Annotated in this window: 42 protein-coding genes and 1 tRNA gene; 12 read left to right on the plus strand and 31 right to left on the minus strand. The window is 61.7% G+C overall.

Annotation, left to right across the window (positions count from 1 at the left end; genetic code table 11):
- Positions 1-3: 3 nt before the first annotated feature.
- The 9 genes from EV691_RS18180 to EV691_RS18215 form a co-directional block, all read right to left on the minus strand.
- Positions 4-1527 carry an SGNH/GDSL hydrolase family protein gene (locus tag EV691_RS18180; RefSeq protein WP_131299066.1) on the minus strand — a complete coding sequence of 508 codons (1524 nt, stop codon included), beginning with the start codon at positions 1525-1527 and terminating at the stop codon, positions 4-6.
- Positions 1524-1691, minus strand: coding sequence for a hypothetical protein (locus EV691_RS23420; protein WP_165496570.1), 168 nt, complete (start codon positions 1689-1691; stop codon positions 1524-1526). The genes EV691_RS18180 and EV691_RS23420 overlap by 4 nt, the downstream gene beginning before the upstream one ends.
- Before the next feature lie 51 nt (positions 1692-1742).
- Positions 1743-2897 (minus strand): major capsid protein, encoded by a 1155-nt coding sequence (locus EV691_RS18185; protein ID WP_131299065.1) that lies wholly within the window; start codon positions 2895-2897, stop codon positions 1743-1745.
- A gap of 14 nt (positions 2898-2911) precedes the next feature.
- The gene (locus EV691_RS18190) at positions 2912-3667 is read right to left on the minus strand and encodes a DUF6651 domain-containing protein (protein WP_131299064.1); all 756 of its coding nucleotides are present in this window, start codon (positions 3665-3667) and stop codon (positions 2912-2914) included.
- Positions 3668-3901: 234 nt separating this feature from the next.
- A complete protein-coding gene (locus EV691_RS18195; RefSeq protein WP_131299063.1) occupies positions 3902-5008 on the minus strand; it encodes a structural protein in 1107 nt (368 codons plus the stop codon).
- Complete coding sequence (locus EV691_RS18200) at positions 5008-6360, minus strand: DUF4055 domain-containing protein (RefSeq protein WP_131299062.1); 1353 nt, start codon at positions 6358-6360, stop codon at positions 5008-5010. Before EV691_RS18200 ends, EV691_RS18195 begins: the two co-directional genes overlap by 1 nt.
- Before the next feature lie 3 nt (positions 6361-6363).
- Positions 6364-7845 (minus strand): terminase, encoded by a 1482-nt coding sequence (locus tag EV691_RS18205; RefSeq protein ID WP_131299090.1) that lies wholly within the window; start codon positions 7843-7845, stop codon positions 6364-6366.
- 9 nt (positions 7846-7854) lie between these two features.
- Positions 7855-8379: a hypothetical protein gene (locus tag EV691_RS18210; protein WP_131299061.1), complete on the minus strand. Its 525-nt coding sequence runs from the start codon at positions 8377-8379 to the stop codon at positions 7855-7857.
- A 47-nt stretch (positions 8380-8426) separates the two neighbouring features.
- On the minus strand, positions 8427-8738 hold the full coding sequence (locus tag EV691_RS18215; RefSeq protein WP_242672573.1) for a phage holin, lambda family: 312 nt from the start codon (positions 8736-8738) through the stop codon (positions 8427-8429).
- Between the two features lie 151 nt (positions 8739-8889).
- Here EV691_RS18215 and EV691_RS18220 point away from each other — a divergent pair, with 151 nt between their 5' ends.
- Both EV691_RS18220 and EV691_RS18225 read left to right on the plus strand, forming a co-directional pair.
- Positions 8890-9072 carry a type II toxin-antitoxin system HicA family toxin gene (locus tag EV691_RS18220; RefSeq protein WP_131299059.1) on the plus strand — a complete coding sequence of 61 codons (183 nt, stop codon included), beginning with the start codon at positions 8890-8892 and terminating at the stop codon, positions 9070-9072.
- 41 nt (positions 9073-9113) lie between these two features.
- Complete coding sequence (locus EV691_RS18225; protein ID WP_131299058.1) at positions 9114-9539, plus strand: type II toxin-antitoxin system HicB family antitoxin; 426 nt, start codon at positions 9114-9116, stop codon at positions 9537-9539.
- A 55-nt stretch (positions 9540-9594) separates the two neighbouring features.
- Here the strand turns inward: EV691_RS18225 and EV691_RS23425 are convergent, their stop codons facing one another.
- The 20 genes from EV691_RS23425 to EV691_RS18310 form a co-directional block, all read right to left on the minus strand.
- The gene (locus EV691_RS23425; RefSeq protein WP_165496569.1) at positions 9595-9753 is read right to left on the minus strand and encodes a hypothetical protein; all 159 of its coding nucleotides are present in this window, start codon (positions 9751-9753) and stop codon (positions 9595-9597) included.
- Between the two features lie 286 nt (positions 9754-10039).
- Positions 10040-10114: transfer RNA gene (locus EV691_RS18230), tRNA-Met, on the minus strand.
- A 73-nt stretch (positions 10115-10187) separates the two neighbouring features.
- Complete coding sequence (locus EV691_RS18235; RefSeq protein ID WP_131299057.1) at positions 10188-10811, minus strand: hypothetical protein; 624 nt, start codon at positions 10809-10811, stop codon at positions 10188-10190.
- Positions 10808-11164: a RusA family crossover junction endodeoxyribonuclease gene (locus EV691_RS18240; RefSeq protein ID WP_242672578.1), complete on the minus strand. Its 357-nt coding sequence runs from the start codon at positions 11162-11164 to the stop codon at positions 10808-10810. Before EV691_RS18240 ends, EV691_RS18235 begins: the two co-directional genes overlap by 4 nt.
- On the minus strand, positions 11151-11447 hold the full coding sequence (locus EV691_RS18245) for a hypothetical protein (protein WP_131299056.1): 297 nt from the start codon (positions 11445-11447) through the stop codon (positions 11151-11153). The genes EV691_RS18240 and EV691_RS18245 overlap by 14 nt, the downstream gene beginning before the upstream one ends.
- Positions 11448-11483: 36 nt before the next feature.
- Positions 11484-11762 (minus strand): DUF6378 domain-containing protein, encoded by a 279-nt coding sequence (locus EV691_RS18250; protein WP_131299055.1) that lies wholly within the window; start codon positions 11760-11762, stop codon positions 11484-11486.
- On the minus strand, positions 11759-11911 hold the full coding sequence (locus EV691_RS23430) for a hypothetical protein (protein WP_165496568.1): 153 nt from the start codon (positions 11909-11911) through the stop codon (positions 11759-11761). Before EV691_RS23430 ends, EV691_RS18250 begins: the two co-directional genes overlap by 4 nt.
- Positions 11908-12147 (minus strand): hypothetical protein, encoded by a 240-nt coding sequence (locus EV691_RS18255; RefSeq protein WP_131299054.1) that lies wholly within the window; start codon positions 12145-12147, stop codon positions 11908-11910. Before EV691_RS18255 ends, EV691_RS23430 begins: the two co-directional genes overlap by 4 nt.
- A gap of 2 nt (positions 12148-12149) precedes the next feature.
- Positions 12150-12689, minus strand: coding sequence for a phage antirepressor N-terminal domain-containing protein (locus tag EV691_RS18260; protein ID WP_131299053.1), 540 nt, complete (start codon positions 12687-12689; stop codon positions 12150-12152).
- Positions 12690-12759: 70 nt separating this feature from the next.
- Positions 12760-13056, minus strand: a complete 297-nt coding sequence (locus tag EV691_RS18265; RefSeq protein WP_131299052.1) for a Ref family recombination enhancement nuclease — start codon at positions 13054-13056, stop codon at positions 12760-12762.
- A complete protein-coding gene (locus EV691_RS18270; RefSeq protein ID WP_131299051.1) occupies positions 13053-13493 on the minus strand; it encodes a recombination protein NinB in 441 nt (146 codons plus the stop codon). The genes EV691_RS18265 and EV691_RS18270 overlap by 4 nt, the downstream gene beginning before the upstream one ends.
- Positions 13486-14019 (minus strand): HNH endonuclease, encoded by a 534-nt coding sequence (locus EV691_RS18275; protein WP_131299050.1) that lies wholly within the window; start codon positions 14017-14019, stop codon positions 13486-13488. The genes EV691_RS18270 and EV691_RS18275 overlap by 8 nt, the downstream gene beginning before the upstream one ends.
- A complete protein-coding gene (locus EV691_RS18280; RefSeq protein ID WP_131299049.1) occupies positions 14012-14290 on the minus strand; it encodes a hypothetical protein in 279 nt (92 codons plus the stop codon). Before EV691_RS18280 ends, EV691_RS18275 begins: the two co-directional genes overlap by 8 nt.
- Positions 14283-14450, minus strand: coding sequence for a hypothetical protein (locus tag EV691_RS23435; protein ID WP_165496567.1), 168 nt, complete (start codon positions 14448-14450; stop codon positions 14283-14285). The genes EV691_RS18280 and EV691_RS23435 overlap by 8 nt, the downstream gene beginning before the upstream one ends.
- Entirely contained in the window at positions 14447-14842 is a 396-nt protein-coding gene (locus tag EV691_RS18285) for a hypothetical protein (RefSeq protein WP_131299048.1), read from the minus strand. The genes EV691_RS23435 and EV691_RS18285 overlap by 4 nt, the downstream gene beginning before the upstream one ends.
- Positions 14839-15027 carry a hypothetical protein gene (locus EV691_RS18290; protein WP_131299047.1) on the minus strand — a complete coding sequence of 63 codons (189 nt, stop codon included), beginning with the start codon at positions 15025-15027 and terminating at the stop codon, positions 14839-14841. The genes EV691_RS18285 and EV691_RS18290 overlap by 4 nt, the downstream gene beginning before the upstream one ends.
- Positions 15027-16400 carry a replicative DNA helicase gene (gene dnaB, locus EV691_RS18295; protein ID WP_131299046.1) on the minus strand — a complete coding sequence of 458 codons (1374 nt, stop codon included), beginning with the start codon at positions 16398-16400 and terminating at the stop codon, positions 15027-15029. Before dnaB ends, EV691_RS18290 begins: the two co-directional genes overlap by 1 nt.
- On the minus strand, positions 16393-17202 hold the full coding sequence (locus tag EV691_RS18300) for a replication protein (RefSeq protein WP_131299045.1): 810 nt from the start codon (positions 17200-17202) through the stop codon (positions 16393-16395). Before EV691_RS18300 ends, dnaB begins: the two co-directional genes overlap by 8 nt.
- Before the next feature lie 97 nt (positions 17203-17299).
- On the minus strand, positions 17300-17608 hold the full coding sequence (locus tag EV691_RS18305) for a CII family transcriptional regulator (RefSeq protein WP_131299044.1): 309 nt from the start codon (positions 17606-17608) through the stop codon (positions 17300-17302).
- Positions 17609-17610: 2 nt separating this feature from the next.
- Positions 17611-17829 carry a Cro/CI family transcriptional regulator gene (locus tag EV691_RS18310; protein ID WP_341539291.1) on the minus strand — a complete coding sequence of 73 codons (219 nt, stop codon included), beginning with the start codon at positions 17827-17829 and terminating at the stop codon, positions 17611-17613.
- A gap of 46 nt (positions 17830-17875) precedes the next feature.
- Here EV691_RS18310 and EV691_RS18315 point away from each other — a divergent pair, with 46 nt between their 5' ends.
- From EV691_RS18315 to EV691_RS18330, 4 genes are all read left to right on the plus strand, one after another.
- The gene (locus EV691_RS18315; RefSeq protein WP_242672572.1) at positions 17876-18784 is read left to right on the plus strand and encodes an XRE family transcriptional regulator; all 909 of its coding nucleotides are present in this window, start codon (positions 17876-17878) and stop codon (positions 18782-18784) included.
- Between the two features lie 45 nt (positions 18785-18829).
- Positions 18830-19336, plus strand: coding sequence for a hypothetical protein (locus EV691_RS18320; protein ID WP_131299042.1), 507 nt, complete (start codon positions 18830-18832; stop codon positions 19334-19336).
- 81 nt (positions 19337-19417) lie between these two features.
- On the plus strand, positions 19418-19927 hold the full coding sequence (locus tag EV691_RS18325) for a hypothetical protein (protein WP_131299041.1): 510 nt from the start codon (positions 19418-19420) through the stop codon (positions 19925-19927).
- On the plus strand, positions 19924-20676 hold the full coding sequence (locus EV691_RS18330; RefSeq protein WP_131299040.1) for a DUF1828 domain-containing protein: 753 nt from the start codon (positions 19924-19926) through the stop codon (positions 20674-20676). The genes EV691_RS18325 and EV691_RS18330 overlap by 4 nt, the downstream gene beginning before the upstream one ends.
- 34 nt (positions 20677-20710) lie before the next feature.
- Here the strand turns inward: EV691_RS18330 and EV691_RS18335 are convergent, their stop codons facing one another.
- Together EV691_RS18335 and EV691_RS18340 are read right to left on the minus strand one after the other, a co-directional pair.
- Positions 20711-20983 (minus strand): hypothetical protein, encoded by a 273-nt coding sequence (locus tag EV691_RS18335; protein WP_131299039.1) that lies wholly within the window; start codon positions 20981-20983, stop codon positions 20711-20713.
- 132 nt (positions 20984-21115) lie between these two features.
- A complete protein-coding gene (locus EV691_RS18340) occupies positions 21116-21427 on the minus strand; it encodes a DUF1654 domain-containing protein (protein WP_131299038.1) in 312 nt (103 codons plus the stop codon).
- Between the two features lie 519 nt (positions 21428-21946).
- Here EV691_RS18340 and EV691_RS18345 point away from each other — a divergent pair.
- The 6 genes from EV691_RS18345 to EV691_RS18370 all read left to right on the plus strand — a co-directional run bounded on the left by EV691_RS18345 (position 21947) and on the right by EV691_RS18370 (position 24599).
- Positions 21947-22171, plus strand: a complete 225-nt coding sequence (locus EV691_RS18345; RefSeq protein ID WP_131299037.1) for a hypothetical protein — start codon at positions 21947-21949, stop codon at positions 22169-22171.
- Positions 22172-22215: 44 nt separating this feature from the next.
- Positions 22216-22482 carry a hypothetical protein gene (locus EV691_RS18350; protein WP_131299036.1) on the plus strand — a complete coding sequence of 89 codons (267 nt, stop codon included), beginning with the start codon at positions 22216-22218 and terminating at the stop codon, positions 22480-22482.
- A 13-nt stretch (positions 22483-22495) separates the two neighbouring features.
- Entirely contained in the window at positions 22496-23080 is a 585-nt protein-coding gene (locus tag EV691_RS18355; protein ID WP_165496566.1) for an HNH endonuclease, read from the plus strand.
- A 715-nt stretch (positions 23081-23795) separates the two neighbouring features.
- Complete coding sequence (locus EV691_RS18360; protein WP_131299034.1) at positions 23796-24032, plus strand: hypothetical protein; 237 nt, start codon at positions 23796-23798, stop codon at positions 24030-24032.
- Positions 24032-24262, plus strand: a complete 231-nt coding sequence (locus tag EV691_RS18365) for a hypothetical protein (RefSeq protein WP_131299033.1) — start codon at positions 24032-24034, stop codon at positions 24260-24262. The genes EV691_RS18360 and EV691_RS18365 overlap by 1 nt, the downstream gene beginning before the upstream one ends.
- Before the next feature lie 115 nt (positions 24263-24377).
- Positions 24378-24599 (plus strand): hypothetical protein, encoded by a 222-nt coding sequence (locus EV691_RS18370; RefSeq protein WP_131299032.1) that lies wholly within the window; start codon positions 24378-24380, stop codon positions 24597-24599.
- Positions 24600-24690 lie beyond the last annotated feature (91 nt).

The following is a 24690-nucleotide window of genomic DNA, read 5'->3' on the forward strand; positions in this document are numbered from 1 at the left end:
CGGTCACCTCTTCCTGACGAATACGCTCAGGAGGTCGATGGTCAGGCTGGAGGCCACGCCAGAGGCCGTGAAATACGGGCGCAGGTCGATGGCCAGCGAGGCCGGCAGCGAATTGCCCACCGGATAGTCTGCGGCGCGCGGTACACCATAGAAGGCCTTGACCACCTCGGCCGGCATCTGCCGATCTCCCGTCAGGGAGAGGCCGCCATGGCAGCGCAGGGCTGTCGTGCCGGGGTCCAGCATGAGCCCAGGCGATCCGAAATTGACGTGGTTATCGTTGACGTAGACCTCGTAGCCCGACTCGACCACATCGCCAACCGCTAGCTTCGTATGCATACCTGTCTGCCGAAGCGAGGCATAGCTGTTGGCTGCCGTCGGCGTGCCGGTCACGACCATTCGGTAGGCTTTGCGCTTTACCCCATTGATCACCACCTCCACGAAGCTTCCTGTCACGGTCAGTCCGGTTGAAGCGCTGAGGGTGTAGTTCTGCGGGACGAGACCGGCAGCATTGGCGCCCAGTGTTCCGCCCGTCCCCTGAACCAACATCGGGTTGACGTTCAGGCAGCCGCGCGGGTTGAGCGCAGCATCGTACTGGTCACCATTGCTCGACGGGCACAGCTTGAAGCGCGGCAGGGCCATCTCCTCGCGGGCCACCCTGGCCAGTTCGTCGCCGGTAACGAAGCTGATACCGGGCGCGCTGTGCAGATCATCCTCATTGAGCATGTTGGGCAGCGGCCGGCAGTCGGTGTAGGCCGGATCGGCAGTCCGTGGCCACACATCAGCGATCCATACGTTCGGCCGTCCGCGCAGACCGCGAATCCATTCGGCGAAGGCGTACATCCGTTTCTGATTGTCGGGCGTAAGCAGGCCGCTGTTGGCTGCATCGCTGCCGCGCGGCCATTCGGCGACGGCCTGGACCTTATGGCCCTGCTTGATCAGCCACTCTAGGACGAGCAGATAGACCCGCTGCATCTCGGGGAGAGGCACACCAGCATTTACGCTGTTGGTACCGATAAGCAGACATGCCACCCCGGGAGGAACTTGGCTCGGCCGCACACCGTAGGCATTCGGCACATCGTTCTGGATGCGAAACCAGAGGTCGCTGATCAGGTCGCCCGGCACCGCCTGGTCGAAATCGTGGGCCAGGCGGACGCATTGCGACAGCGTCTCGTAGTACCACAGCCAGCCGCGCGCCAAAGGAGCGGGAACGTTCGTGTTACCCGTGTTCCAGTTGTGCCGGCCTCGGCTGTCTCCCCATACCGAAGCCCGGAGTTCCTGCACCTGCTGGGCCGAGACAGCCTGCTCGGCAGGAGCTAGCGCATAGGTGAGCTGCCCTCGCTCGCTCACGACGTCGTAGTTCCGCACATCGCGAAAGGGGCCGAACACCCGGGTTTCGCCGACGGCGATGCCGGTCGACTCATTGATCGGCGCAGCACCAGGCGTCGGCATGCGGTAGACGCGCCCCGACGAGACGCTGTCCGCCTGAACGGACAGAGCATTTCCCGGATATAGGGTGACAGTCGTCATTCTGCCCCCTCGCCTACCTCAGCCTTGACGGTGCGCCTGGAAGAAGGCCTGTCCTTGGAGACAGGCTCGAGCAGTTCATGGGCCTTCGGATCGAAGTCGTCCTCATTGATCAGCACGAACTCGCCCTGATCCTTGCCCCAAGGCTTCACTTTCACGGTGTTCATGGTGCCCTCCTGTCAGGGGAAGACCGGGGCCGAAGCCCCGGAGGCAATCAATCAACCCAGCAGCAGGCCGATATGCTCGGGCTTCACGGCCGCGCAGCCCCACGATAACGCGATCTCGTACTGGATCTGGCGGTACTGCTTGTAGAGCGAGATCTCGAACGACAGGCCGCTGACAGGATCAGTCACAACCATGCGGTCGGAAGCGCTGTCACCGCCGTCTGGGAGTGCCGGTGCACGGGTGGCCAGGGCGATAGCTGAGCGGGCGAATGCCATGTTGCGGGTGCTCGCCGCAGTCACGGTGATAGCGGTAGCCGAGGCCGGGATGGCCTTGCGCAGGCCAGGTGCCGCGATGGTGATGGAACCGCCGTTGGATACATCGGCATCGCCAGTCACCACCAGGTACTTGTTCGAGTCGCCTGCGAAGGTGATCACGTCGCCGGCAATGACGGTGCCAGTACCGGCAGAGGCAAGAGTGATGGTGGTTGCGCCCACGGCATAGCCGGCGGCGTTGGTGGTGGCGGATGCGCCGGTGCCAGCGGAAACGGTCTTGACCTGCGCCGACTCGCGGATAGCGAAGCCGTGCAGGTCCAGCAGCACGCCGCGGCGCAGCAGGTTGTCGTCGGCCGCCTCATTGGCGCGGGTCAGGTTGGCCAGGGTACGCATGTTGGCACCGGCGCCGGTGTCGATCACCAGTTGCAGGTCGCCCATGGGGGCGCCGTTGTCGGCCAGTATCTTGCGCATCTGGGCGGTGTCGCCGAGGGAGCTGGCGAACGGAGTAGTCCCTGCGGTTCCGTAGGCGCGGGAGGCCTTCAGGTGCAGGGCGGCCAGGTCGGCCTCCACCTCGTTGACCAGAGCACGCATACCCTGGGCGAACTGGTCGCGCAGGATGACGTTGTAGGCGGCGCCGTTGTTGTCCAGGGCGCGCTTCTCCTCACCATTCCAGCGCACCGGCACGCGGCGGGCCTTGGTGATGGTCATGTCCACCTTGCCGATGGTCTGGTCGCCATCGTTCGGCGGGGTCACGGCCGGGGTGATGTCGCTGGCGGTGGCGGCCGGAGCGACTGGAGAGGTGACGGTCTGGCCGACGGCTGCGCGCTCGTAGGTCATGTCGGACGACACAGACGGAATGAAGCCAACCAGCTCGCGCGAGATGACATCCAGGGCGTTGTAGATGGTGGTCGTCAGGCCGGTGAGGGTATTGCTCATGGGATTCTCCTGAATCAGTCAATCACCGCGCCGCCACTGCGGACATGCGCGGCCTTGCCGGCAGGGTCCAACTGATCGAATGCAGCACGGTTGAGGGTTTTCTTGCCGGGGTTGCCACCATTGCCTGCCGGCGCGCCGCCGCCATTGGCGCCGGATGCCTTGAGGATGTGGTCGCGATAGGGGTACTGCTCGACGAGGGTTTCCAGCGCTTCGTCGAAGTCGGCCAGTTCGCCAGGGCGCGCACGGCTGAATACCTTGTTGCCTTGCGCGTCATAGGCGACGGTCTTTCCGTCCTCGATCTTGAAGGCCTGTCCGAAACGGGCCTGCACGAGGTCTGCGGGAATGGCCAGCTTTTCAGCGATGAGCTTAGAACGGGCGAATGCCCCGCCGATCTTCTCGTCATAGAGCTGCTTCTCGAACGCCTGCGCCTTGGTGCTGACTTCTTCCAGCTGAGCCTGATAGGCCTTGCCGATCTCCGCCTTCACCTTCTCGATCTCGCCGGCATCCACCAGCTTCTTCTGATCGAGGTTGGCAACGATCTCCAGGGCCTTCTTGGCGGCAGCACCATCCTCGATCCCCTCGAAAGCCTTCAGCGCCTTCTCGGCAGCCTCCTTGCCTTCGCGGTGGGTCCTGGCTTCAGAGTTCAGCCGAGTAATAGTGGCGACGGTTGCGGGGGCGTCGAAAGCCACCTCCTTGCCATCGTCGTGCACATACACCGGCTTGCCATCCTGCAGCACCGCATGGCCTTGCTCGTCCAGTTTCAGTTTCATCTCGTCGTTCTCCGGCCATCCGGCCATTTGCTGTTGAGCCATCCGGCCCAGTGACGCCCCGTCCATCCGAACTGCAGGCATAAAAAAGCCCAGCGCGATGGCTGGGCCAAAAATGGAAAACCCGGCGCGTGGCCTGGTCTTGAGGTCAATCAGTAACTCAGCAGAGCACGACTCGCTCCCCGCGCAGGAAACACAGCGCGCACAGCAGCTGCTTGGTTCCGCCAGTCGGCTTGGTCACCTCGTGAATGCCTCGGCGTCTCGCTTGCGCAGCTCATCCAGGGTCAGCCACTGGCCGGTGGGCGAGTATAAATCCTCGAGCTTCAGGCCCCCCTCCCGCAGTAGCCGGCCACGTTCCGGGCCGAGTACCTGATCCTGCCGGGCCGCGCTCTGCCGCTGCAGCCACTGGCTGTAGGTTGTCTCGGCCGGCAACTGGCCGTCCATGCTGGCCCGCTCGCCCGGGCTCATCTCGTCGATGGGGATGCCAAGCTCACGCCACGATTTGGTGACGGGCGTTGACGTGGCGCGGCAATTCCAGTGGATGCGGCCCGGACCGGCCAGCCATGGAATCTTGTGGCCGACGGGCTTGTGCGTGCCGACCGCGTACTGCAACCGGTCCCGAATGCGGCAGGGCTCACTGGTCTTGTTGTCCAAGGTGCTCACCCAGCGCTCGGCCTTGATGATGTCCTGGTTCGTCTCGACGAACTGCTCGCGTGCAACGGAAGCCGTGTGGCCGATGGCGGTCTGCACCACGGCCATCAGGTCGCGCCTGGGACGTTGCAGGATGCCGTCGGCGTACTTCTCTGCCCGGGTACCACGGATGCGCCGCACGATCTGGCTGGCCGTCTCGCCCTCCAGGTAGCCAACACGCACCGCCTCGCGGATCTTGGTCATCCTGCCCGCCTCGATCTGGCTGGCCCAGTCGCGCAGTAAGCGCCCCTGAAAAGGCCTCGACATGGCCGCCGCGTAGACCTGCGCCGGCGTGACCGAGGCAATCGGGAATCGCACCTGCACAGGCTCGGGGATGACCTCCTCGAACAGGCTCAGCTGGTAGCCGGCCTCGTACTCGGCCAGGGCCTGTAGCTCGCCTTCCAGCGCCTGAGACACCGCGGCATAAGCCTGCGCGTTCAGCTCCTTGACCGATGCCAGCAGCGCATCCATACGCTCGACCGTGAACGACTCGGCCGGCATGCGCTCCAGCGCCTCGGCCAGCGCGGCCGCCAGGTCGGTATCCACGGCATTCAGCAGGGCGACCATGCGCTGCAAGACGCCGGCCGAGTATTGCTGCAGGTCTACGGCATGACCGACCGCTTCATCGGCAAGGATCTCATTGACAGTTGCCATCAAAGCGCTCCCGGCGCAGGCCCTTGCTCAGCGATGCGCGCCTGCTCGTCCTGCCAGCTGTACTCATCGCTGATCACCCCGCGGCGCTGGAACTCGGCGAACAGGGTCTCGTCGCTCAACCGGCCGGCATTGGCCATGGCCAGCAGTTGCGGCAAGCTCACTTCAGGTGCGTAGTCGGTGTCGAAGTTGCCGCGCATCTCGACCGAGCCACCATTGGCCTCTCCGCGGTACTCGGCCATCAGCTGAAGCACATTGGCCAGGCAGTCGGCGAACTGAGCCGCCATGCGAGCCAGCGGCGACAGGTCCTGTGCAGCCTCCTCCTCTGCCTGGGTGGCCGTCTTGGTCTGCTGCTTGTCCTTCTGGAGCAGCTTGGCCCCTGCCATCCGCATCTCGTCGATCAGGTCCAGCAGCGACTGCCGGCCGGCCTCTATCGCGGCGCCGGTGTGCTCGACGTACTTGGCATCACCACCTTCCGGCATGCGAGTAGCACTGCCGGCGCTGATCACCAGCTGGAATTGCTCATCGTTGGTGAAGATGAACAGCAGCGGTACCCGGGCGACGTGCAGCAGGTTGTCCTGGTCGCTCTGCGACTGCCAGTGCTTGACGTTCAGGTGGGCCAGCTCGAGCAGCGGCGGCTTGGCCGTCATCAGCCCGGTGCGCCCGGCGTAGAAGGTCACCCATGGGATGCGCGACAGGCTGTTGGTGCCCTCATCATGCAGCACCCAGGCACCGCCGTTATCAGGCCGGCGATAGATACGCCAAGCGCCTAGCTCAAGCACGCGGATCTGCTGCACGCAGGCCACACCGAACTCGCCGTCCGGCTCCTCGACCGCCTCGATGTAGCGCACCTGCGTCAGCTGGCCGCCCTCGGATCGCCAGCCAAGCACCTGCTCGGGTTTGATCAGCACAGCATAAGGCCGCACGCCGGCGGCGATCTCGTCTGCCCGGGTGCGTAGCTCGCCAGTCTGCGGGTAGTCCACCAGCGCGTGGCACAGGCCATGGCTCAGGCCGGCCTTGAACCACTCCACCGCCCAGCTGTTGAGGTCATTGCCGGCCCGATCGATATCTAGGCACAGCGTCTTGATCTGCTCGGGCACATCGTCGCCCAACTGCAGGGGCTCGGCGAAGACGCGAGAGGTCATGTTGCCCACCGTCTCGGCATAGGCCGGCAGAAGCGTGGAGAGGCTCAGGCGCGTCTTGTAGGTATCGTCATCCTCGGCCGGGTACTGCGGCAGCAGCAGCTTGCCGGCGGCGCGCATGGCCTTTGTGCCACCCATCAGCGGCGCGACCACCGCCCAGTCCTCGCGCATGGCATCCACGGCGGGGATGGTTTGGCTCGGGTCGTTGCTCATGAGTTACATCCGGAGAGGTTGAGTATGCGTTACGGGTTTGCGCCGCTTCATCGCCACCGCGAAGTAGCGGAAGGCGTCGGCGCCGTGGCTTGACCAGTCATGGAGCGGCTTGTCTTTCCAGCAGCCGCGCTTGTCGTCCCATTCCTTGCGGTAGTTCTCCAGGCAGGCAATGCCATCCTCGCAGGTGGCCGCATCGAAGGCACAATTCGGCAGGATCTCGCGCACCTGGTCGATGCCATCGTCTACGCCAAGCTTCGGGACGACACTGAACCGGATGCTGTATTTCTGGCCATCGATCTCGTAGCCCTCCCTGGCCAGCTCGCGGCGGGTCTTGCCATCGCTGCCGAACTCGCGGTTATCGATGTCGTGCGGGCCCCAGTGCTCGCCGTAGGCATAGCCCTTGTCCTTCAACACCTTCATGTAGTGCCGCAGGCCCTCACCACTGTTTTCGTAGTAGTCGACGACGTGGAACTCTTCTCCGACGAACCGAACGAACCAGATCGCCGTCGAGTCGCCGACACCGATATCCCAGAAGGTGTGCACCGGCTGATGGCCGTTGTCTGGCAGCTCGCCGATGCGCTGTCCGGCATAGAGCTTGGCAAACTGCTTGGCGTAGTAGGCGCCCTCGACCGACTGCTGGAAGGCCTCGGCCGGTATCGACGGGTATTCCCGCTTCATGTCCTCGCCGAGGGTCTTCTCCTTGGCGTGATACCAGGCGCGCTGCTCGGGCGTCGTCTCGATGCTGTGCTTCGCCTCCAGTTCGGCGAAGTAATCCACCAGCCGACTCGGCAGCGGCCCGTTCGGCGTGATGGCGTATTCCGGGTTCTTCCACCAGCTGAAGAAGAAGAACTTCCAGTCCAGCTTGCCCAGCGGCTGTCTTGCCAGCTGTTGCTTCTCGGCAGTCTGGGAGTATTCGAAGAAGTACCCGGCGCGCCCTTCTGCCGTCGACTCGATGGTGACGAAGCAATCGGTGGCCACCGCCTCGAAGGCGCCGGTCACGATCTCCCGCGCCTTGTGCGGGAACTTGGCGCAGATCTTCCCGAACTCTGAGACGTGCAGGTAGCGCAGCGTGCCGCCACGGAAGGAGGTGCTGACGTACAGCGAGCCGCCCTTGGCAAACACCAACTCGCCGGCCGCATCGTTGCGCGCCGGGTTGGCCAGTTTGATCTCAGCAGGCAGATGGTCGTAAGCGAACTTGATCTTCTCCCGGAACAGGCGCTTGGCGTCGTTCAGGGTGTGGGCGATCAGGGCGCACTTGGCCGACTCGAACAGCGCTGCGTCCAGTTGGATGATGCACTGCTCAGTGGTGAAACCGAGCTGGCGGGCCTTGAGGATGATATTCCGGGTGTGCAGGCCCTCGAAGTACTCCAGCTGCTCCGCCGTCATGCGGAAGCGGACCTTCTTGCCCTGCTTGTTCGTGATGAAGTAGAGGTTGTTCAGCCGCCATAGCTTGTCCCGAAGCAACTTCAGGTGCTCGACCTTCATCGCCACGGGTCACGCCTCGCTTGATAGCTCGTCCATCAGGGCGGACAGATCGCCTACCGTCTTGTCGCCTTCCTCGGTGTCGAGGTTGTAGGCCTGCCGCTCGCCCTTGATGACCTTCAGCTGGGCATCCACACCGGCATTCAGCGACCGGGCGAACTTGTCGTGGTTCTCTGCGGTGACATCCATCTCGGCTAGGGCAACGCACAGCTTGTTGGCGATGCCACGCCACTGCGCCAGGCCGGAACGGTGAGCTAGGACAACGGCAGCGGCAGCGTCGGAGGCCTCCTCGATGATCTCGGCGTCGGTTCGCACCTGTTCGTGCGAACTATCGCTGCGAACCTCTGCGCGAACCAGCTTGCTATTTGTGGTCTGCCTAACCTGCTCGGTAAGGTCTCGCTGCCAGCCGTGCTTCTTGGCGCGACTGCGGATTGCCGTGTCACTGATGCCATGCTGATCGGCGATAGTGCGGATGGACAACGAACCGGCCCGGAATGCCGCTTCAATGGCCTCCCAGTCGGGTTGCTTCGTGGTCATTGCTTACTCCAATCAAGCTCTCCGTCTCTCACACGCAGCGCAGGCCATCAGCCGGCGACCTTCCGCGCGGCCCACTTCTTGGCCAGGACGCGCACCTGCTCGATGCCGAGGATGCCAACGAAGCCGGCAGTGAACAGGGTCCACGCCACGCTCAGTCCGGCTTCCTTCACGGCAAGGCCGACGATCATCACGAGCAGCGCGCCGACCGCCGCCTCGAGCAGCGAGCGCAGGATGCTTGGCTGATCGCCGTACAGCCTGATCCGGAGGTAGGAGAGGATGAATGTCAGCATCATGGCCAGACCTTGCTCACGAAGGGCTAACACGACGCCGACCCAGAACTCGGGAGACTTCTCTGGCATGGGCATCTCGATATCCCCGCGCGGGGCAATAGGGCGCCACCCTCACCGCTGGGAGGGTGACAGGATTTGGCGGCATAAAAATAATCAAAAGTGTTGCATTAACATCATTTGTGTTGCATAATAACCCCATCAACACAAACGAGACGAGGTGATGAAGTACAGCGAGTTCAGGCGATGGTTGAAGGCCCAAGGGGTGACGTTCGAACCTGCCAAAGGCAGCCACTGGAAAGTCACTGCACCGAACGGCAAAACGACGATCTTCGCGGACCACGGCAGTAAGGAAATGAAGGAGCCGACCCGCAAAGGAATCATCAAACAACTGGGGCTCGAATGAGCCCCTTCGCCGCTCGCAGAATTCATCACCCAGGAGGATCCATGTACAACTACGCAGTGACCCTGCACACCGACGACAACCCAGGCGTGGCGATCACCTGCCGCGACCTGCCCGAGGTCAACAGCTATGGCGATACCATCGAGGAGGCGCTCCGCGAAGCCATCGACGGCATCGAGTCTGCCCTGAGCATCTACGTCGACCAGCGCCGGCCGATCCCGGCAGCCTCGGATCCCGAGCCTAGCGAGCGCGTCGTGCACCTGCCGGCCGTCACCGTCGCCAAGATCGCCCTCTGGAACGCCATGATGGAGCGCGGCATGCGCAAGGCTGATCTGTGCCGCCTGCTGGACGCCAAGCCGGTTGCCGTCGACCGCCTGGTGGACTTTCTGCACACCTCGAAGATGGAGCAGATCGAGCGGGCCTTGGCAGCTCTCGGCAAGCGCCTGTCTGTTTCCGTCGAGGCAGCCTGAACGAAAAAGCCCCGCTCGAAGTCGGGGCTCTTAGTGTGTTTTAAATCAACTCAGATCAGGCAAGCGGCTCGCCATCATTGATGTCCGGGTCGGTTGGCAGGGTCTCGGGCTCTGTTGGATCTTCGAGCGGCTTTCCTGGCTCCGGCTCCCTCTTTGGAATCGGGCTGCCCGGATCTTCCTGCTTCTGAGGGTTGTCTTGCGACTGCATATTCATACGCACCTCTCTACCGGCCCGCAGATGAGCCTTGTAGGTGAGATGGGCTGGATGGGCATGGCGTTCGGCCGCGGGGCTTGCCGGTCGTCCAATAGGACAAGCGCTACCGCCGTCGACTTTTCCTGCCCCCAGCAACGAAAAAACCCAGCGCTATGGCTGGGCCTGGAATAGATTGGCGCAGGGTGACGAGCCCGGCTGTTGTTTCGCTTGTCGCTGGCAGTGACTTCTGCCGTCGCCTGGGTGCGCCGGAAATGAAAAGCCCCAGCGCGACGGCTGGGGCCTTGATTGGATGCGAGGGACGGACTCGAACCGCCGACCTTCGGGTTATGAGCCCGACGAGCTACCACTGCTCCACCACGCAACAACACTATGAAAATCCGTCATGGCGAACTTTCACATGATGGGAAAATGGTATCGAAAACCTCGACAAAAAGTCAAGCAGCTTCCCGCTGTTTTTGCACCACGTTTGCAACAGGGGCCAGCGCCTTCGCGTCAAGTTCATTCACCTTGCTCAAAAAGGCCTCCCACGTATCAGCCCAATCCCTCGCCCACTGAGATACGTAGATCTTGACTCCACCGTAGTCCGACAGAAAGCCAGCGATCTTTGCTGGCCACCATTCTTCTTGGCCACTGACCATGCCACGCCATGAATACAGAGCAGCCAAGGCAAGCCAGTATGCCGTTTCCTGCCTGGACTTGTGCATCTTCGGCAGGTCTGTCGAAAAGTACAGGTAAGAGTGGGCACGGTTTTGGTCGATGCCCGTGGCGATCGGCGAGTACAGGAAATGCCCCAGATGCTGGAGAGGTGGGGCCAGGGTGGCGATAGCCGACTGCACAAGACCAGCGGCAAGCATGTGTTCGCAGCGTGCAATGGAATGATCGACGCCCCACCTAGTCTCATTAGCCGGCATCACTTGGCGGCCCTTCTCTATCCGCTTCGCCCGAATGCGATCCTTCTTCAGCTCAAGTTCTGCCCGCTGAGCGGCAGCTTCCAGTATGGACTTCTGGCTATGGTGGTAAGCGTCGCCCCACGCTTGCCGAGCGCTGATCAGTTTCATGCTACTTCCCCCTGTCGAATCTCAATTCCGCCTTGCTCTGCCCAGCGCTTCGTCACCCGCACGTCCCAGACGCCTTGATCCTCGGCTAGGCAGGCATCTAGGAGCGCCTTGGCGAGGTTGTCGACGTCGGGCTTCTGCTGATGCGGCTGCCCAGCCATCTCGGCCCGGCGCTTCTTGCTCCACGAGGTCGGCATCGGCAGATGGAACACGATGTGCGCCCCGCTCTCCGGGAGAGCCATGCCGGCGCCTCTCACCTGGTCGCAGAACTCCCGGTAGCGCAGGACAGCAGGCCGCTTGGCCCACTTGTCCCGCTGGGTCATGCGCGGCTTCGGTACTGGATCAATGCCGATCACCGTCAATGCCCTTCCCCTTCATCAACCGGTTCAGCTTCTCCCGCGCTTCCCTCTCCAGCTCCGGCCTTGCCACCAATTCCCTTTCCGCCCACATCCGCCATCCGTTCCCCTTGTCCCTGCGCTGGGCGTGGATCTGGCAGGCCAGTTCCTGCGCGGCCTTCCAGCGCGCCAGGCAGGCTGCCTTGTGCGCCTCGATCTGCTGGCGGCTCTCCGCAGTCGATAAGGCCAAATTCCATGAGCCAGCGGCCTCCGAACGGCTCGTTGCTGTAGTGCTCTCCGTCATTTCCGTTCTGCCCAATCACGTCGATGCGGGAAATTTTCACTGTGCACGCTCCGCATGGGCCGCCTCGCCCATCAGCCCGGCATAGGCGGCCAGATCCTCGTAGCTGTCCGCGCGGAACGAGCCCTGCTGGCTGCGCACCATCTTCAGCAGCCCCATGAAGAGCCAGCCTTGTTCCTCTGTCAGCTCATGCCCAGTGATCACCTTGAAGGCCTCCACCGTCGCCTTCATGCTGCGCTCGCCCTCGGGCTTGTCGTAGGTGGCGGCACGGTCCTTCATGTGGCTGATGCCGGCTTCCAGGATCTCGTGGGCTTTCATTTGGCTCTCCTGTCGCGGTTGTTGGTGATCAGCGGCGGCTGGCCCGGCTTCAGGTTCCAGTCGAACTCGGCCTTGCAGTCGTTGCAGATGCGCAGGTTGAGGCTCCGCAGCTGGACCAGCGGGCCGGCGCACTTCGGGCAGGCCTTCATCTGCCCACCCCGTGCGCCTTGGCCATGTCGGCGATCCATTCGAGCGTGTGCGGCTTGACCAGCCAGGCCCAGGCGTCAACAGTCGCCAGATCCTCTTCGCTTGCCTGGCCACCCCAAAGCCTCCCGCTCGGGGAGGCGTTACCAACCAGCAGCACGCAGTTATCGATCAGCACCACCATCCCCGGCTCCAGCCGCTCAGGGGCGCCCTTGGTCCACTCCAGGTTGCGGATGCTCATGGTCAGAACCCCAGCAGCAGTTGAGCTCGGCGAGTGGCTTGCTCGACCGCCTTGATGTGCTCCTTGCGGATCTTCTTCCAGCGGGCCAGGGCCATGCCGCTCAGGCTGGCAACGCGCTTGTCGGCCTCCATGAGGGCGATGGCTTCGCCAAGGGCCTGCATGGCGCTCCTGGCGTGGCCGCCACCATGGAAGTGATCGTGCAGCACCTGGAAGCACTCGCGCTGGTACTCGATTACCTTCGGCCGGATCTCCTTTTTGACGCGGGAGGCATCCACGCCGAATAGCCAGCCATTTAGATACTCGAGGGGAAGGCAAACGATCCCGCGACGCTGGTCATCTCCAGGCATCTGCATGTCCATGATGGACACGCAGGTCTTGAGCACCTCATGACGCCTGATTCGTTTGAGCTGCGCCTCCCATTGCAGCCCCAGGTATTCGCAGATGGGCCGCATCGCGACGAGATGCTCGCCAGACGGCCCGATCACCACGGAGAGCTCGTCGCCGTGGAAATTCACAGTTTCAAGTTGGCTGGCAGCATTCATTCGTTCTCACCCCTCGGTATCAGCCCCATCTCTTCCAGCAGCCTGCGGTTCCAGGCGACGTATTCAGCTTTCACGCGGCATCCTCCCTTTCCAGCAGTCGGCGCACTTGAGCCAGCAGCTCCAGCTCCGTGCCGAATCTCGCCTCCCAGGCCCTCTGCCCGGCATGGATGGCGACCCCATGGCCGCCGTTCTGGTGATGAAGACTGCAAAGCGGGATGACCTCGAAATGGCTTGCGCGCTGACTCATTCCCTGGCCGGCGCGGATGTGATGGATTGCGGCCGGCGAGCGCTGGCCGTATTCCTGGCGGCAGACGATGCAGCCGAGGCCGGCAACGCGGGACAGGTGGAGCTTCTCGGCCTTGGTCATGCCGCCCTCCTCTCGCCGTAGATCGCCAGCATCAAATCCTCGGGGTGCGGCAGCAGCAGGCCCAGGTGCTCGGCGCAGTACTGGTCGAGCAACTCCAGATAGGTGGTCATCTGCGGGATGCTGAAGCCGCGAGTCTTGGCTCGGCCGACGCGGTAGCGGGTGCCGTCCGGTAGATGGACTGGGCGCACCTCGGCCGGCCATAGCTTGGCCACCAGGATCTCGTGCCACTCCTCTGCGCTGGCGATCTGCCCGAACGAATCGCGCAGGTGCCGCTGGATCAGCCCGTTCCACGACCAGAGAAGGCGGTTCTGGGCATCGCTGCGCTTGCTGCGGATCTCGGCAATGGAGACCTTGCGCGGCTTGGTCAGGTCCAGGCCCTGCAGGAAGGCGATGAGCCGGCGGCGGTCGTGCTCGGTGCGGATGATGTGGTCAGTCATCTGCGCGCCCTCCCTTGCCCATCGCGGCGTCGATGGCTCGGCCATGATTCTCATGGAACCCGAATGACTGCTCAGCAGCTTTTCTGGCAGCGACTGCGTCCTCAAGATTTTCGAAGTAGCCTATGTGCCGCTTTTTCCTATCTACCGTGATTTCAACTCGCCACTTATTGCGCCGCTTGAACCAATGAATGCCGTTCACGCCTGAAGTGTTATTTCTGGCTAGGCGCTGATTTCTGCCATTTTCTACATGTGAAACATCGCGCAAGTTAGCAATGCGGTTATCTGTTCTAATTCCATTGATGTGATCGATCTGGCCGTCAGGCCATCTGCCATGCACATAGAGCCACGCAAGGCGATGCGCTTGGTAAGATTGGTTATCCACATAGATTCCGAGATACCCATCAGGACGAATACAGCCCGCTACCTGCCCAACCTTGACGTTATTGGTTGTCCGCACTTTGCGGATAAAAACCCCTGTCTCTGCGTTGTAGTCGAAAAGTTCGCGTAATCGTGACGACTCAAGCATGCTTCGCCCCCTGTTCAGCCTTGATCCTCGTCAACTCATCACGAAGCCGGTCGCGCTCCTGATGAAGCTTCAAGTTCGCTGACAGCAGACGGTCGTGGCTTTCGCAAAGCTCTTTGTTCTCGGCGATCAGCTCCAGGATGGCGGCGGGGTTGGCGGCCTTCATAAAGGCATTCGATATTTCCCCAGGTCGGCGCGACGCATCGACAAGCTCTTTCCACATTAGATTTTTAGCGACCTCAGCCAGCCGCTTCAGGTTCTCGATATCAGCCACGCTCAGCCCTCCTCAGATCCTCGATGTCGACGCCTTTCTTGAGGCTCTGCATCAGCTCGCCGAACCGCATCTCGGATAGCTTCGGCCGCACGATGCGGACCTCCACGGGCTCGTCGTCGACGATGTGCGCCCGCCACAGGGCCTTGAGTTTCTTGTTCATGCCAGCTCCCCCCACTCGACGTGCTTACCAGTCCTGCGCCAGATTTCGGATCGCTTGAGGTACAGCAGGTGCCGGCACTCCTCGCAGCAGTCGGTCGAGTTGTTCGGATTGCGGATCGACTTGGCGCTGCGGGTCGAGTAGTTGCCGCAGGAGCAGCGGACCACCCACCCCTTGACCTCTGCGGCTTGAGCGATAACCGTGAAACGCCCGAAGCGGACGCCGCTCAGGTCAGCCCATGACTGGCTGCCAAGCTCTTGCGAAGTCGGCTTGCGCATGGCCGGCGGCACGTCCTGGCAAATGGCGGAATACTTCTTTCGAGACTCGTAAACCTCGCCCCGCCCCATCACGCGGGCGGCTGTCGAGTTGACGGGGATTTCGTGGCCGACTTTCATGCCCTGGCCTCCTTCTTCATCAGCGCCTCGACGGCGGCGGCGTGTTCGGCCTTGAGGGCCTCTAAAGATTCGATTTCGGCGCGGATCTGCTCGGCGCGCTGCCGGCGAGACTCGGCCTGCTTGCGCTTGGTCTCGTCGCGGAGTTCTCGCCAGCGGCGTTGCTGTTCTTGGTCGGGGAGGATCATCACTTGCCACCACGCGAATAACGGCCGGCCAAGCTGGTGACCTTGGGCTGCTGCTCTTCTGGCTCCTGCCAGCCGGCGGCCAGTTGCTCGAACCGGCTGAACTGGCCCAGGAAGGCAGTGCGGACGGTGCCGGTTTCGATGTCCCGGCCCTTGCCGATGATGATTTCGGCGATGCCCTTGAACTCGCTTTCCGGGTGGTAAACCTCATCGCGGTACACGAACAGGATGATGTCGGCGTCCTGCTCGATAGAGCCAGACTCGCGCAGGTCGGAGTTCACCGGGCGCTTGTTGGGGCGCTGCTCCAGAGAACGGTTGAGCTGGGAAAGGAGGATCACCGGAATCTGCAGTTCACGAGCCATCAGCTTCGCGGCACGGGTCATTGCGCTGACGGCTTCGGTGCGGTTGCCAGACCGGTCTTCTTCATCCACCAACTGCAGGTAGTCGATGACCATCAGGTCTAGGCCGTAGCGGCGCTTATGGCGGCGAGCCATCGAGCGAATGCGGCTCATGGTCAGCCCAGGGCGTTCCGACATGGCAAGGCCGGAGGCATCGATCTTCCCGGCGGCCACCGTCAGGCGCAGGCCATTCTCCCCAGCCGCAGCGCGGCCACTCTTGATGTCCTGCAGCGGGATCTTGCCCTCGGCGGCGAGGAAGCGGTCCATCAGCTGGCCGTTGCTCATTTCCAGGCTGACCACCAGCACCTGCTTCTTCAGGCGAATGGCGGAATGCCCGGCGATGTTCATGGCCAAGGTCGTTTTGCCCATCGCCGGCCGGCCGGCCAGGATGATCAGCTGCTCAGGCTTGAGACCCTGCAGCTTCTCGTCCAAGTCAGGAATGCCGGTGCTCAGGCCGTCCAGTTCGCCCCTCAACTCCTCCCGCCGCTCAAGGACCGGCAGGTGGCTGCGAAGCACGTCGCCCGCCATGATCACCTCGGCAGTCGCGGCATCGGCGTCGAGAGCCAGCACCTCGGCCTGCGCGGCGGCAACCTTGTCGGCGGCTGGTTGGTTGCCGTGGGCAATCTCGTTCAGGCGATCACCGCAGAGGATCAGGGCGCGATCAAGGGAGCGTTCCTTCACGATCTCGGCATAGCGGGCGGCATTGGCCACGCTCGGCGTGTTGTGGACGATCTCGCCGGCGAAGGACAGGCCAGTGTGGCCGTCCGGTACGTTGGTCAGCGCATCGCCAACGGTCAGCACGTCGACAGGCTGGCCAGCGGAAACCAGCCCAAGGATGGCGCGGAACACGCCTGCATGCTCAGGCCAGTAGAAATCCTCGGCGGACAGGTCAGCGGACAGGACGTCGATCAGCTCGGGCCGCTTGATCATCGCGCCCAGGACGCCGTTCTCGGCTTCGAGGCTGTAGGGATCACGCATGGTAGTTGCCCTCCACGACCTTCACGAAGTTGCTGGCGTTGATCAGCCAGTCGAACGAAGCGCGGAAGGGCTTGGCACCCATGCGGCCGGCAACCTTGCCAGTCAGGAAGGCGGAGGCCTTCACCATGCCGAAGTACTCACGCCAGAAGTCCAGATCACGGTGGACGGCGTTCTCACGCCAGCGGCTCTGCAGGTGACGCTTGCGGGTGTCGTTCAGGATGGCGACGGCCGGCAGCTCGGGGAGGATTTCGTGGTATAGGTCGACAATGGCTTGGTGCGGGCAGGCAGGCATCGAGGACTTTTGGCGAACAGGCTTGGCCTCGGGAACTTCGGCCGGCTGCTGCTCGGGTTGACGCTCGGCGTCGACGACTCCCGTAAGGGAGTTAATGTCTTTACTGTCTTTAATGTGTGTCGGAAATGACACTAAGGACGTGTCGGATTTAACACTAAGTGTCGTTTCCGGCTTGGCCTTCTTGTCCTCGTGTTTCGGGTCAATCTTCCACTCCGAAACAGGGGAAATGCCGATGGGCGCCTTGCTGCCTCCGGCACGGTAAAGCACCCGCTGACGGATCAGCTCGCCAATGATCCGGGAGACGTTTTCCCGGGCAAGATTGGCCAGGCTGGCAATGGTTGCTGCCGGGATGCGCGCCGTCTCGGTGTTGTAGCCGGCAGTGAAGCGATGCACCGCCAGGGCGACACGCAGCTCGCGCCCGGACAGATCGGCGCCGATCAGCGCCTCGTACAGCTCGTTGTCCATCCGGGTAAACCCCCCGGTGTTGCGTAGTTGAACGATGTTGGTCACAATTCACCTCGTTGATTGCTGTGCTTAGCTGCGTCAACAGAACCCCGGCTGCTGCCACGCTTGTCCGGGGTTTTTTGTGCCTGCAGGAAAGTGCTCATCAGTCCCACCCCAGCGGACCGGGACGCTTGCTCTCGTGGTCAAGGCAGCGCTTGGCCAATGCCCGAAGCGAGTCGATGTAGTCGGCCGGATGGCAGCGCGCGTCATCCGGAACCACCTGAAGACCCAGCAGCGCAAGAACCTTGCACCAGCGGGCGTATTCCCCGTCCCCCCAGCGACTGATCGTCGAAATGCTCAGGTCGGTTGCGTCTGCAATGGTTTTCTGCCCGATGGACGAAACCCTCTGCAAAATGAGGGATTCATACTCGCGTGCCCTTGCTTCCTGCTCGGGGCTTAATGTCATCGTCATGGTTATGCAGCCTTTGGTCTTGGGATGTCAGAGCAGAGCTCCCAGGCCTGGATAGCTCCGCAGGTTTTTTCTTGAGCACGAAAGGCGATGGCCGCACTCATGCGGCATGCACCCGAAAGCCACTGCGATACAGCCGGCTGAGTAACACCGAGCTCCTTCGCTGTTTTCATCTGGTCTCCGAAGTGGGCAACCAGTCGTTGAATAGGGTTTTTCATTTCCATCACCCTTGATAAGCCTGCTTATATCGTAGGCAATAAGGAGCCTTATTTGCAAGCCCATAAGCTCGCTTATACATTCCAGCGCATGAATCTATCTCAGCGCATGAAGGCAGCCCGAAAGCACGCTGGGCTTACCCAGCGGCAGCTTGCGGAAGCTGTAAATGTCGAGCAGCCCCTGATTTCTCAGCTTGAAACAGGGAAAACGCTCAAAAGTGCGCACATGGCCCAAATGGCAAAGGTGTGCGGAGTCAGCGCTATTTGGCTTGCCAGTGGCGAGGGAGAGATGCTTCCTGGCGATACAGGCCATGAGTTGAGCATCGAGACAGGCCTAATCGCGCCCGCACTCGAAAATCACAAGGAAGCTGCTGCGGCCAAGGTGATGGAGATGCTGCAGAGGCATGGCAAAGGACTGAGTGCAGAGGCTCAGCAGAAGATCGTCGATGCCGTCGCTAACTCCCTGACCGAGGAAGAGCAGGCGGCCGGCCAGCCAAGCGACGTGATCATCGCCGACTTCCTGCCCCCCGCCCCGCCCGGTGACGCAATTCGCATCGCGCACTACGACGTTCGGACAGCTCTAGGCAGCGGACAACTGGTCCCGGACTACCCCGAGATAATGCCGGATCTGCTCGTCAGCAAGCAGCACTTGCAGGAGCTTGGCGTCATCTACAAAGACCCCTGCCACCTCAAGATGCTGACAGGCTACGGCCAGTCCATGGCGCCCACAATCCAGCACCTCGACCCGATGATCGTCGATGTGAGCATCCGCGAGTTCGAGGGTGACGGGATCTACTCATTCGTCTGGCAAGGCCATTTCTACACCAAGCGCCTACAGGTGGCCGACGCGGAGCATTTCGAGATGATTTCGGACAACCCGAATCACAAGGACCGACTGATCCGGATCGACGATACCTACATCCAGGCTCGCGTTCTGCTGGTCTGGAACGCCAAGAAGCTGTGAGCAGCCAGCAGCCTGCCTGAGAGAGATTTGATGACGAGAGGATTTATGCGCAGCCTTTTGCTTGCAGCTATTGGAATGGCTTGCTTTTCAAGTTTCGCAATGGCCGGAGTGCTTAAAGACGAGGTGAACAGGTTCACTGGCGATAGGGATATCGCTTGGCGATCAATACCAGACGGAAGCGGAAAATTTGCGTTCGGCGCAGACGCAAGAATTCCAGCAAACGGCGGTAGAACAATGGTAGCTGCCTGGCTAATCACCTATGGCGATCGCGCTAGATTTTCGAGTTGCCATCACACTCACTGGCTGATCGATGGCCGAAGAACTCAAGAAATAAAGACTCGATACCAGAGCGACCCAGGATCAGGAATTGAGTACTTCTACGTTGAGCCCCCGAAGGAGCTCATCCCCGTAATTGCAGCAGCAAAGAAGGTTGAGTTTCAGGTGTGCGGAGAGGAAGGCCAGATATCCGATGGTGACATGGAGGGCCTGCGCCAACTCCTGAAAACCCTCAGCGATGCAGGGGCTGGCTTGGCCGGAAACGACAAGCCATAGCCGGCGCCGTCTGCCCGCCGGCAAGGTCGGGGTGTAGGGCACTCAGTACAACCACCAACGCAAGGAAGCCGAGCCAGCACGATGGCCAGTCCGAAAACCATCCCCTACGATGAAGCCATCCATGCCGCCAGTCAGCCGAAGGTATGGGCCGGCGGCACCCGGATCGTCTGGCGATCAACCTCAGCCCGTAGGTTTCCTGCGCCCTACAGCTTCCGCGCCGCCCTAGAGGTCAATGGGAAGACGGCTGAAGGCTGGTTCGTCGACCTCTACTTCAAGCGCTCCCGTATTCCTGGCGCCAGAGACACGCTGTCCATGGCGCTGATTGCCAACAGCACCAGGATCATCGCTATCGACGACAACGGTCCGTCGGTGCACGTCAACGCAGTGGGCGCAGGACTACCTTTCTTCCAGCAGCAGATCGACCATCCCCACCTGCACATACCAGTACCTGATGGCAGTGAGGGCTACGCCGAACCCCTAGTCAGCTCTACCGATCAGGCGCTGTGGCGGCTATTCTTGGCGAAAGCGAACATATCCGGGGCGCCGCCGTTCGAACTGCCTGAGCAAGGCCAAATGGGATTCAGCCTATGAACTGCACACTAATTGGGAGCCAGCTGGGCTTCAAATGCAAACCGGTGGCGGACGGCGTAGTTTATCTGCAATCCCCTCTAGCGCTGGCCTTTGACGGCCTGCTCATTGGCGCCTACGTGCAAGAGCTCGGAGCTGGACGCGTACGCATCAGCGACAATGCCGACACCCTGTTCGCAGCCATGACTCACGGCGTAAAACCGACCGCCGAGAAGGGGCGCCGGCTGGCCGCTCTGGTCGCGGAGCGCGGCCTTGAGCTGTCCGACGACGGCGAAATTTTCAAGATCTGCGCTGAGGAACAGGTGGGGTTCTACCTTGCGCGCTTCATTGAGGCCGCCGAGCATGTTGGCTACGCCTGCAGCGCGATGCGCCCGACGCCGGCGTCGCGCTTTGACCGCATAATCGAATCGACGCTGAAGAGCGCATACCCGCAGCTCAAGATCGACTACCGCATCACCGGTGCCAGCGGGCACCAACTGACCTTGCCGTTCGCTATTGAGACGGATGGAGAAGCGCCGACGCTGATCCAGACCGTGCCCGCCAAAGATGGCAAGGTGGACTGGAGCCTCGTCTATCGCGCCGTGGGAAAGCTCTTGGACATCAAAAATGCACACCTTGGCACGCGACGGCGGGTCATCCTGGAAGCCAGCGACGAAGAGGAAAACCGCAAGGCCGCAACAGCTCTGGCCGATGCCGCCTCGGTTATCGTCTACACCACCCCGGCGCACTTACTTTCTGCGCTCGCTGCCTGACCTTCTAGCCCCGCCCCGCGCGGGGCTTTTCGTCTTACCCCTTCGCGCACTCCCTCAGCCGCACCCGTAGCCACTCCCTCTCCTGCTCGGCGATCCGCGCCCTCACCCGCCGCTGATATACCGCCAGGCGCTTCCTCCGCTCTCTGGGAGTGAGAGCGTCCCAGCCATCAAACAGCCCATCGTCGTCGACAGTATCCAGATCCGGGCCATGACCTTGCTGTCCAGCCCCAGGCCTGACTGCCAGGTATCCCCCCAAGACAAGCAGGCAGCAAGCGAGCACAAGAGAAAGGATTGAGTTGATCATCATCGGCGCCCTCCTTGGCAGAATCGATTAACCCAAGGTAGCAGTTGCTCGGGGCTGTGCCATAGCGAGCGCTGAAGATGCCGCCTGGTTCACGCACTGCGGCCGTCCGCAGCTACTCCCTTCCTACTCGCACCGTCAGAATTGGGCTTCGCCGCCGTCGACCATCTCGAACTCCCGATCATCTGCCGGGGCATCATCGTCCGTTTGGCGCTCCCACTTCAGCGTTACGCTGCCGTCCTCATTTGCCGCTATCTCCAGGCCATCCGTCTCGGCCAGCAGCTCCATCACCCCTTCCCACGCCTCATCCGAATCTGTGTCCAGCCGGTGAATCGTTACCCGGCGCTCCAGCTGCGCCTTCGGCGCGTTGATCATCGACGAAACCCGTAGCCCAAGCCTTTCCAGCGGTGTGAGTTCCTGGGGCTGCTGCTGGGCTTTCCTCTTGGCCATACGCTGCTCCTTGTACTGTATAAGTATACAGTATCCATTTACACACACAGCGCCAAGCCATTACTGCGAACTCGGTCACAACCGTTCCGATAGGGCTATTTTGCTGGTCGAGAAAAAATATAAGCAAACTTATTGACCATCCAGATAAGCCTGCTTATATTTACCCCATCGAAGCGCACCCCAGCGCAGAGACAGGCAGCGATGCCTCCGGTTCTCCGGGAACGCTCTTTACACAATCGAGAACGCCGAGCTGGCCGATGCATAGCCAGCGCACCTGCCGGGCAGCGGCAGGCAGTAGCCGGGCATATCCCGGTGCTGGGCACAGGACACTCAAGCGAGGGCACGCCGGCGAGGCGTGTTGAGGCGAGTAACGGGACAGCCGACAGAGGCACGCTCCCGGGTCCCCGTGAAAGCCTCAGCGGATAAGCGACCGCATCCTGCGCAAGAAGACAGCAAAACCGAACGTTTCCTCGATGCCCTTGGCGACAGGGGCATCCGGGAAGCAACCGGAGACAGAACATGTACCAAGCAATCGCATCAGCAGAAGGCGGCAGGATCCGCGCCGAGTTCCGCGGCCATAACGCTCAGGCCCAGGCATTCGCCTGGGGCGAGCAGCAGAAGCACGAAGGCACCGAAGGGTTCGTCTGGGTCGATCTTGTCGACCACCACGGATCAATCCCGCACACCAGCCACTACCGTCTTGAGGTAGTTCGGCGCGGCTGGAACTTCATGGGATCCCGCTGAATAACAATCCAGCCCTGGCAACGGGGCGCCCACAGGAGAGAGACATGAATCTGATCGAAGCACTAAACGGCGGAAATGGCGCGCTTGACGCCTGGCTTGAGACTCAAAGCGAAGTCGAGGTCAGGGCGGCAATCAAGGCGCTTATTTCGCCGGAGGAGACGCTGCGGGACAAGTTCGCGGCGAAGGCGCTGGCTGCGCTCATAAATCACCCGAACAAGGATGGCGAGAACCGCGGTGCAAAAGCTGTCCCGATTCTCGCCAAGTTCGCCTACGAATACGCCGACGCCATGCTGGAAGCCAGAAACGCCTGAGCAGGAGAGAGACATGGAACAAGACAAGGTAAGGTCAAAGACAATCCCGAGCGTTGGATATTTTCATGAATGCTTTGACTATGAGACTGATACTGGACTGATCTATTGGAAGCATCGACCTAGGAGTCACTTTAATAGTGACCGCGGCATGAAGCGATCCAACGCAGTTTGCGCCGGCAAGCAGGCCGGCTATATGAACAGGGGATATCTAACGGTGCGCGTAGATGGTCAGAACTACTTCGCACATAGAATCGCGTTCGCAATTTTTCATGGCCGCTGGCCAAGCCTCGTAGACCATATCGACGGCAATGGCATGAATAACGCCATCAGCAATCTACGCGAAGCAACTAACCAAGAGAACCAGCGCAATGCGTCCAAGCGGAAGGGTGCAAGCACTCCCCTTACTGGCGTTTTCTGGAACAAAGGTTCTAATCGTTGGCAAGCCTATATCCGTCTTGGAGGATCTCTGAAGTGGCTTGGATCTCATAAATCGATTTTCGAGGCCGCATGCGCACGGAAGTCGGCCGAATCGCGCTACGGATTCCACGAAAATCACGGCCGCGCCGCCATCCACGCCGCCGGCATCCGCACCAAGTAGCCCCGGGCGGCATCGGGGAGTGGTCTGAATGCGCAGGCTGATGCGCTACAACCGCCAGGCAGCTCGTAAGTCCGGGGGCGGGGCATGAAAGTCGCCGAGATCAGCGCCGGCCAGACCACTCCACCGATGCCGCCCGCATCTGACAGCCGGAATAGACGGCCCTAATGCCGGGGATGGTTGAGGACGTGCGCCGACACGTCGTAATCCGGTGAATCGGCCCGATCCGCTCTGCGGGGCGGTATCGGAGAGCGAGCTGAACTGCCGCGTATGTAGATGGCGTGGAAACCAGAAATGGATAAGTCCGGAGGTCAGGGCCCGGACAGCTCGCTCCCCGATGCTTCCCCAGCATCCCCCTCTGATCTGCCCTGAGGGCAACTGACTCCAGCAGTCAGCGTTTAACCCGCGCCGGGCGGGGTGGCAGCTCCCGGCACAGACACTGCAACACCGTGGCCGTTCGGCATGCGGTGGCGTTAGCGCGGCTCCTACAAGCCGCAGGTCAGGTGCGGCAAACACCCGGACCAAAGCGCGCCCCCGTTCGAGTAAACGGCAAGCCAAGGCGCCGCATGAACGTGCGGTTCCCGCTTCGGGGTGTAGTCGCGCACCCAGCGACAGAGCGACCGCCTGGCCGGCGTAACCGGCCATACCTCCACTCCCCCGCCTCCATCGGAATGCACCTGCTAGCCGGGCGCATCCTCATGCACGCAGGAGACACACCATGGAAATCGCCATTGAGCACCACGGGCTCCGCCTAACCCTCGAGGTTTACAGCGAGGACGGCGTAGACCTTTTCACATTCGCAGGCGCCGAGTCGATCGATGCCCCTTACGACGTTCGCGAGGTCGGCAAGTTGCTGGAGCGCGACGCCTTCGAGATTGAGCGCCTGGGCCATGAAGAGCTGGACCGCGTTCGCAGCATCAACCGCTTTGACTTCGAAGAGTCGAGGGCTGCCTGATGAGCGCATCGCAACGAGCATGGGACAAGGCTAAGGCCGAGAAGATGATCCGCCACGAGATCGAGTCAATCGGCAAATCGAAATGCCCGAGTGAATGGTTTGCCCAGGGGATGATCGAGCTCGCCTATGCCCTCGGCCTGCTCACCGATAACGATCACCTCTACTGGCGTACCTCGGCAAGCACCGCGGCGGATAAACGCTGGAAGCAGTTGCACAAGGGGGCAGCATGAGCACTCGCGACCCCCGCGCCGCCCTAGCTTGGGTTATGGCCGGCCACTCGATCCGGATCAAGGCGCTCAACCTGCGCGACGTGCTGCGGCACGTTGAGGCTATGAGGCGCGCAGCATGAGCACTCAAGAGCAGATCGCCCTTCATAAGCAGATGACGATCGATGCCATCGGGAAAAAAGTAATCAAGAAAAGAAGCGGGTGCGCATACATCTTGGAGTCATTCGACGAGAAGACAGAGCGATGCGTGCTGGTTCCTGCCCACGTCGGAGGGCGCACGACAAAGAAGTGGTATGCCCACCTGTGGCTTGATTATCGATTGGCGGAAGACCAGGAATGAGCAGCTACCGCGCCAAGAAGCGCGCCTTCATCGCTCGCCTGATCCTGATCGACGTCTGCGTCGTCCTCACTATCGTCCTGATGATCGAGCA

It is taken from the genome of Azotobacter chroococcum (assembly GCF_004339665.1).
GTDB lineage: Bacteria > Pseudomonadota > Gammaproteobacteria > Pseudomonadales > Pseudomonadaceae > Azotobacter > Azotobacter chroococcum.